Annotated in this window: 11 protein-coding genes; 2 read left to right on the top strand and 9 right to left on the bottom strand. The window is 43.7% G+C overall.

The genetic code is table 11. The features are described from left to right. The 9 genes from EYY67_RS24070 to EYY67_RS24035 all read right to left on the bottom strand — a co-directional run. On the bottom strand, positions 1-1,635 hold a 1,635-nt coding region (locus EYY67_RS24070; protein ID WP_131694581.1), incomplete at its 3' end, for a hypothetical protein. Between the two features lie 273 nt (positions 1,636-1,908). Beyond that, positions 1,909-2,076 carry a hypothetical protein gene (locus EYY67_RS24565; RefSeq protein WP_165498002.1) on the bottom strand — a complete coding sequence of 56 codons (168 nt, stop codon included), beginning with the start codon at positions 2,074-2,076 and terminating at the stop codon, positions 1,909-1,911. 141 nt (positions 2,077-2,217) lie between these two features. Beyond that, positions 2,218-4,467: a replication endonuclease gene (locus EYY67_RS24065; RefSeq protein WP_131694580.1), complete on the bottom strand. Its 2,250-nt coding sequence runs from the start codon at positions 4,465-4,467 to the stop codon at positions 2,218-2,220. Positions 4,468-4,546: 79 nt separating this feature from the next. Continuing rightward, on the bottom strand, positions 4,547-4,771 hold the full coding sequence (locus tag EYY67_RS24060) for a TraR/DksA family transcriptional regulator (RefSeq protein ID WP_131694579.1): 225 nt from the start codon (positions 4,769-4,771) through the stop codon (positions 4,547-4,549). 2 nt (positions 4,772-4,773) lie between these two features. After that, a complete protein-coding gene (locus EYY67_RS24790; protein ID WP_242675637.1) occupies positions 4,774-5,052 on the bottom strand; it encodes a DUF2732 family protein in 279 nt (92 codons plus the stop codon). Between the two features lie 65 nt (positions 5,053-5,117). Beyond that, entirely contained in the window at positions 5,118-5,420 is a 303-nt protein-coding gene (locus EYY67_RS24050; protein ID WP_121020104.1) for a hypothetical protein, read from the bottom strand. A 7-nt stretch (positions 5,421-5,427) separates the two neighbouring features. After that, a complete protein-coding gene (locus EYY67_RS24045; RefSeq protein ID WP_119826354.1) occupies positions 5,428-5,598 on the bottom strand; it encodes a phage filamentation protein Fil family protein in 171 nt (56 codons plus the stop codon). Between the two features lie 2 nt (positions 5,599-5,600). Then, the gene (locus EYY67_RS24040; protein WP_131694578.1) at positions 5,601-6,107 is read right to left on the bottom strand and encodes a phage regulatory CII family protein; all 507 of its coding nucleotides are present in this window, start codon (positions 6,105-6,107) and stop codon (positions 5,601-5,603) included. Between the two features lie 31 nt (positions 6,108-6,138). Further along, entirely contained in the window at positions 6,139-6,555 is a 417-nt protein-coding gene (locus EYY67_RS24035; protein WP_131694577.1) for a hypothetical protein, read from the bottom strand. 87 nt (positions 6,556-6,642) lie between these two features. Between EYY67_RS24035 and EYY67_RS24030 the strand changes: the two genes are divergently transcribed. After that, a complete protein-coding gene (locus tag EYY67_RS24030) occupies positions 6,643-7,539 on the top strand; it encodes a phage repressor protein CI (protein ID WP_242675636.1) in 897 nt (298 codons plus the stop codon). Between the two features lie 61 nt (positions 7,540-7,600). Further along, a partial coding sequence (locus EYY67_RS24620; protein ID WP_207391114.1) for a hypothetical protein occupies positions 7,601-7,812 on the top strand: 212 nt, incomplete at its 3' end.

Genomic DNA, 7,812 nt, shown 5'->3' with positions numbered 1-7,812 from the left:
AGCAATGTGAGATATAGGGAAAAGAATAGTATTTTCTGATTTTTGGGAACAGCTGTTATTTGTTAATTCAAGTAGCTCATGATATTTTGATGTTTTAATAAAACAAATACTTCTCAACTGAGCTATCTCTGGAGGGGTTATATCGTAATAATCTTCTACTTTGTGAAGATAATCGATTATTTCTGCTTGATTACTTTCATTATCATTCAATAGTTTCTCAAGCCTTCTACGATACTCTCTACTTTTTGAAAGAGGAGTTAACGTTTTATCATGTTCAAAATTATATACGCCAAACTGTTCATTTTTTATTTTCACTAAATGTTTAGGGGTTATGAAAAAAGGGCTTCCTGTAAGTAATGTACAAGACTTCGTGATTTTTTCTTGATTTACAAATGGGTATGCTGAATAAAATGCTGGCATAAAAGTATTCACACATTCAAAACATCCTAGTCTGAACTTTGAATCTTCTGCGATACTTAAACTGCTCTCATAGTTTTTAGGGCTTAGATATGATTTATATAAATTAGATACAACAATATCTCTGAATTTATCATAAGGCAAACTTGGGGTTGCGTTATTCTTTTTATTTAGAAAATAAATTGATTTTGCATGAATATCGATTATTGAAAGCTCTTCAGGAAATGCCTGATAAAACTCATTGCATAACTCGATTGTTTTTTTATAATCCCCAAGCGAATATGCAGCTAGAATGCTTTCTAAACGAATATTTGTTCTTTTATTGACCTTGGTGCTTATCAGTTCTTTGAGATTTGTCCACCTGGGATCATTCGATATTGCCGACATTTCCACAATAAAATCGTGGATATCCTCCATGGGGAAGTCATGCTCCTTTTGATTGGAACACATTTCACTTATTATTTTTGTAATAAATATTAGTTTATCTATAGGATATAGTCTTTGCGTGAAAACTAATGCCAGGCTCCCATCTTGGGATTTGTCTAAATCCCCATTCAAGAGGAGGAATGATAGGAATTCAGCATATTTTCTTTTTGATCCCTTCCTCATTTCTGCAAAGCTATGATTCGTTACCTGTTGTTGAAATGCTAATGGGCTTTTTGAGAGTTGTTTTTGAGAAAGTAAGAAAGAAATATGGCCTAATCTATGACTTACGCCCGTCCTTAAATGGCTTAAGTTATTATCAGGCGCTATCTTTTTTGTTAAAGCCATTCGACAGTCTAGACTCCAAATACTTTTACCAAAACTTTCATCAATATCATCTAATAAAGTTATAGCTGGTAAGTAATCATCTCGTGCAAAGAAACGTTCAAGTTCTTTTCGTTTGGATTCAAAAATTTCGAATTTTTCTAAATTTTGCGAATAAAAATTTAAAAAACTTCCTAAAATAAATTTTATTGGAACGTTCTGTTCAGCGCATGTGTCTACGTAAACATCTCGTTTACTGAAGGAGAGATTTAATAGGTCTCTGATTCGATAGTTTTGAGAACTTACCTTGGTAAAAACATCGAGTTTATCTTTGTTAGTGCTATTTACAATTAACCCAAGCCTTTTTAGAGCTGCGGCTTTATTCCCTAATACTTTTCCTTGTTTTGTAGAGTAATGCCCTAAAATTTTTTTTATTTTATTTAAATAGATGAGTTGTTGAAGCATATCCATCTTTGAGCCTTGAAAGGTTATGTAAGTTTTTTATAAGCTAACATTGAGAATGCTCCTATGTCCATAAGGTTTAAATGAATGTTCAGCTTTGCGCGCAATGCTATCCCCGCCACGCCTGCCCGCTTTATAGGTCGCTTTTGATGCAGTTGCGTGATCCACTGTGATCCACGCCAGCACTGGTGTCGCGGGGAGAAAAGAGCAGGGCGATCACAATGCAAAATCATGCACTCACTGCATGCAGAGCTATCAAAGAGAGATCGCCCGCGTTCCTGGCTATTCTTCATCGTCGTAAACAGAGAACGGCACTGATGGCGTGTCTTCTTCATCCAGAACGCTGTCGGCCATATCAGAGATCATTTCCATCACCAATGCGTACTCGTCATTTCTGCACTGGCCTGACTGTGCGATGTCAGCCATAAGCCGGATTTTTATCAAAGCCATCTTTAGCTCATGAGAGGATTCCATTACTCACTCCAATGCACTGTTTATTTATACAGTATAATATTACCATTCCTTAACAAATTCCAATAAAAACTGAATGTTACTTTTTAACCAATAGCTTAGATGAATGTTTAAACAGTCCTAGTCGTCATAAAATTCCTGCCAGTCCATAAGAGGGGGATGATGGATCACAACATCACCAAAACTGATTTTGGCTCCCCGGGTTAATGCTTCCAGCTCCCATCTTTGAGCTTTGATATCGTTTTTAAGCAATTCCTGTTCAATCTGAGGCAGTCGCACCCGTTCTTCAGGCGTCAATCTTGCCGATGGGGCAACATCACGGCCTTTAGTGGGGTCAAAACTTCGCTGTGATTTACTCACCTTCGGCGTTTCTTCACGTATACGCGCCACAATCGCCCTCACGGCGGCAGTGTCTGTCCAGTCAATAACTCGCAGGTTGTCAGAAGTGGACGCCGTAGCGTTGCTCCCAGCCTGCCTATCATGCCAATTTGTAGCCTGTTTCTTTCCACCTAACCCACAGTTATTGACAGGACTCCGAGGCGCGCCGGAGGCGCTTTTTAAGGTCAAAACCTCAACGTCAACGGCGGAAGAAACGATGCGCCATTGAGTTGTACGGGTTTCATAAACACGGGAGTCGCCCAGGTGAGGCGCGAAAATGCCCACAACCTTTTTCACTTCTTCATCGTAGGCATTCAGCTCGTCAGCAACGCGGCGAGCTACGCGCACAGTCTGATCGTCGCGAGGCACATTTGCGCCGCCCTGGGCTGACATGTACGCCATAAAATCACCGGCATCAGCAGCAGCGCGGACAGCTTCCACTTCTTCGTCAAAGGTTTCAGTCAGACTGATGGAACGGATGCGGCGGCACTCACGGTATGAACCCATGGTTGGCAGGCCGATAGGATGGAACTGGGGGATCCGCCAGGTAGCAGCCCAGGCTGTGACAGCGGCAGCGGAATCTGTCAGCAGCTCGCCGGTTTCGTGGTCGCGCTCGCCTTCCAGTGCATAACCGTCGATGTTCTTTGCGATGTATTTGGCGATGTAGCCAGCCGCACCGCCACGGTTCATATGCTTGCAGTCAAAACGATTCTTTGCAGCGCCGCGTTCGTCACCGTCTTCTTTCATGGCGTATTTGCGCATGATATCGATCACCCGCTGACGCATGGCGGGCTTTGTGAATAACATCATGTGCCAGTGTGGCGTCGCGTCGTGGTGAGGCTCAACAACGCGCATCCCGTAAACAGACAGACCGCTATCCTTGAATGCGGTGCGCATTTTACTCCAGATCCCGCACAGATAACGCTGCGCATCTTTCGGGGTATAGGCTTCTTTGTCCCAGGCGTGATTTCGCTGAACGCGCTTTTTATCGCCCTTACCCACCATGCGGGTCGGGTGATATTTAGAAGGGGTGGTGATGGTCAGGAACATCCCGATGTCCCCATTTGCAGCGGCATATTTTTCGGTGCCGGCGATCGTGCTCATTAACTCCATGCGGCGGATTTCAGGGTTTGAAATACTCGCCATCACTTTGTCGATCAGACTGAAACGCTCGCCGGTTTCGATGTTCTCCAGGTCGCAGCTTTTCAGATAGTCGAGATTCGACAGACGGCGCGCACGTACTTCACGGATAGCCTGCTTACTGGCATACGGGGAAGCGTCACGGTTCACCTTGCCGATGGCGATCAGCAAGGATTCACGCCAGCGGGTGCGCTGGCCTTTCAGTTGCCGTAACCACCAATCCGGATTAACAAGGCGCGACATGGAGGCGATAGCGGAAACGGCATCCAGCTTGCCTTTGCAATACCTTGTCCAGTACATCGGCGTGACATTGAAAGCCTGTGCCATACCTGCGATTTCGCTGTACAGCTCGCACTGGGTATCACGCTCAAAAAGAATCGAATTATCCTCGTTGTACTGAGCAAGCAGCTGATCACAACGGTCTTCATAGATTTCTTTGAGTTGCCCGGCGATGTCCTGAGCGAACCTTCGCAGCGGTTTATCGCTCATACTCGGCAGGCTGTGATAGGTGTCTGCCTCAGACATGAATTTCATGGAGGCTTTAACATTCATTGCGTGAGCGGCATTAACCGCTTCGACGCGGGGAAGGATGCTGCGACCAAGGGTATAAATCAGATATTTATTGGCAGCGTGGATACCCTGGGTTTTCAGCAGATACGCATGACGACCTGTGAAAATCTCCCGCAGGTCGGTAGAGAGTGTTTTTACTCTGATTAAAACGGCTTGCCCCTGATCGTATTCATCATGGGTAAGCGGTCTTTCAAGACCAGAAACGGCCTGACGTGGTTTGTTCCAGGGAAACGCCCAAGCTGCGGGCGTTTTAATCTGAGGAGTGAAGCGGCTGGTCTGCATTACATGCCGTCTTTGAGATCAATGACCAGATAGCCCGCATTGATCGCGGCCAGTACGAGCAACACTATCGCAAATATGATCACTGGTTACCTCGATAGTGTTTGGCATTGAGTTCAGCCAGCTCTTTGCAGTACACGCAAAGCTCAACACCAGGCAGAACGGCGCGGCGTGCTTCGGGAATTGGTCGGTCACAGTCAAGGCAAAACATTGCAGAAACGCCTGCAACAGTTGCGCGGGCGGCTTGGATTTGGGCGGAAAGGACGAGATCAGTGCGCTCCTGGGCTGTGTCAATTACATCAGCCATAGTTACGCCTCCGCTTCACTTTGAATTCGGTTAGCTTCGATGCGGAGTGCTTCAGCAGCTTCAATTCCTGTCATTTCACGTTTGAGAATGAAACTGGCAATCGCTTCAAGTCGTCCGGCAAACACTACCGCTCTATTAGCGCGTTCTTCATTACGAGCAGTGTCGAGCATCAACGACAAATCAAGAACTGATGTGTAATCGCGTTCTGGTGAAGCTAAATCAATGCCCATAACTGGCAAACCAACAATATTCTGACGGGTGTTATCAATCATATTTTTCATGCAGAACTCCTGTTTTTGGGCAAACGAATGCCCGGCGAGTTGACGCCAATTAGTTTGAATACGGGTTAGTGTTTAATATTTATCTTGCAATCATCATCACTGATAAATTTCGGCAGTGATTCAGTTAAACCAAGCAAAGAATTTAGCGCCGCAACTACTTGATGCCTTTCCGTCGGCGTTAATTCAGCAAATTTCATCTCAAGATGGCGGCGAGATAAGCCAGCATGAAAACAGATTGTTCTACGCATATGCAGCGGCTGAGTATCAAATGTTTCCTGCGCTACGTTCTTTCTGAATTCAAACATCTCTTTAATTCTGGAAAGATGTTTCTTGCCTATTTGAATATGTTCTTCATTCACTAAAGACATAATCACCTCAACTAAACAGGCGCTTTAAAAGCGGTTTTGAATTTCTCACGGCCTGCGGGGCAGTGGCTTGTGACATTGAAGGGTTCCAACGCTTTCCACCTGGCAATTCGATGCAACCATGGCCGAAATGGCGAGAAGGACTTTGCTGTTTTAAAAATGGAGCAATAGAAACAGCCATATTCACATCAGCCCATTTGTCGTGACGCTTGCAATAGCACCAACTGCGGATGCCAGCGCAGGGGATGCCTGTACTCGGCCTTGAACAACTAAACCGATCAGTGACAGATGGCGAATACCGGCATTAACACCTTCGAGTAATGACATTCGACGCTGAGAACTGACCGCACCACCTTTCACTGCATCAGCTGCAATAGAACCTACGGCGGCAGTAGCCTGTAGTGCGTAGGTTGAAAGATTAGAAGTAGCAATCTCATTGACCGGAACTGACGGCAGGCAATTTATCTGTGCCAGCATGCCATCGAGAAGGGCGGCATCCTCAGTCAAATCAGTGATTAAAAGAACTTCCTCACAGGTAAGTTTATGAGGTTGCTCAGGGTTAAACTTATTGCGCAGGATTTGGGGTTTGGTGCCCATAAGCGCTGCAAGTTCGGTAAGGTTATGACGATTCACAAATGCCTTGCATGCATCGTCAAAGTGAGCGTGTTTGGAAACGCGATAATCAAACATTGTTAGTCCCTGCTAGTTTGAATAATCTGACTCAACGATTTATGTAGCGGCACTTGATGGCTTGCTGACGGTTTTTCTCACGCCAGGCCTCAAGATTGATCAGGGCATTGCCATGACGTTCCATAACGACAGTTTGCATTTGACCTGTTTTTCGGTTTTTGCGTTGCTGTGTGATTGTAGTTGAAGGAGTTGGTGCAAGCAGAACGACACCATTCGCGATCCACTTTTCGAGGACTGCGGAGCTGATACCATTAATTGTAGCAAAATCTTTCTTAGAGATTGTTGGGGAATTGGCGAGCGTAGTCAGTTGCAAACTTATTGAGTTCACAATAGTTGCAGACAGGGCTGACTCCAAGGCCGGTAGCAGCTGGGATACGACAGAGTTCAACAGTTCCTTAGATAACGGCGTCTTATCGGCTTGTACTTGAATTGCATTCTGATGAGACATAAAGCAAAATCTCCTTTTAGTCGTTTTGAGTTCTACTGTGTGACATATGGTGTGTTGTCACTTTAGATCGTAAAAGCGATTTGGTAAATGTTTTTTTATCACTTCGGTGCATTTATGGTTGGCGAAAAGATGGATAGTCAGGAAATCCTGAACAGATTAATGACAGCTTATGGAGTGAGTTCTCAGAAAAGCTTAGCCGAGGCGCTTGCTATTCCAGCCAATAACATAAGCGGCTGGCTTCAGCGTGGCAGCGTTCCAGGTAACCCAATCATTAAATGTGCCTTAGATACTGGTACAGATCTTCGTTGGCTAGTCACCGGTAAATTTGCAAATGCAAACATTGGTCATGAGGTGCCTAAAGGTGTTCCCTCTCGATATGAAAAAGGTAAGGCACTTATTGAAAAGATGCTTTCATCTGGAGGAAAAGCTGTCCTTCAGAGAGTCATGGAAGCGTACGGTTTTAATACTCAAAAGGAATTAAGTGAGTATTTGGCTATATCAACAGGAACTATAAGCACTTGGGTTCGCCGAGAGTATTTCCCTGGTGATGTTGTGATAACTTGCGCGTTAGATACTGGTGCTTCACTTGAATGGTTAGCGACTGGTGAAAGAGTTAAGTCTCCTTATGAGGCGATTACTGTTCCAGAATTACCCATTATAAGTCAAAAAACACTGTTGGCAGGTAAACTCATTGATGATGGGTCTTGTTACATAGACAAATCTTTTATTCCAAAAGGTGTTAATATAGAAAATATCATTTGTGTTCGTAGTGGAAATTTTACTTGGCTAATTGAAATGCAAAGAAATGATCTTTCTAATGGGCAATGGTTATTAGATATTGATGGTATTCTAGATATGTATACAGTTTCTCGTCTGCCTGGTCATAAGATACGTGTAATAGGAAAGGACACTGAGTTTGACTGTCCTTCTAACGAAGTGGCCGCAAAAGGTGTTGCAATAGGTTATTTTCTAAATCTTATTTAGCTCTATTTTTATTATCGATTAAAATAGCTAATTTTTATTTTTTGCTGCAGGAGATGATTTTGTGTCGAATTCAGAAGATAAGAAAAAAAAACCTGAATGGCTCGATAAATTAAACGCATTTTACATAAAATTGAATGTATGCCAAAAAAACTATCTGAATACCATTGTATTTTTGGGCTTAATGCTGATGTGGTCTATCCCATTTGGATTCAATAATTCCAAATATCTATTCCTGATTTTTGTTTTTTTCTGGAGTTCAGCAATAGTATTTGA

This window comes from Rahnella victoriana (assembly GCF_004330295.1).
GTDB lineage: Bacteria > Pseudomonadota > Gammaproteobacteria > Enterobacterales > Enterobacteriaceae > Rahnella > Rahnella victoriana.
Note: the sequence above shows the minus strand (reverse complement) of the source record. Positions and strands in the feature narration are given on the sequence as shown.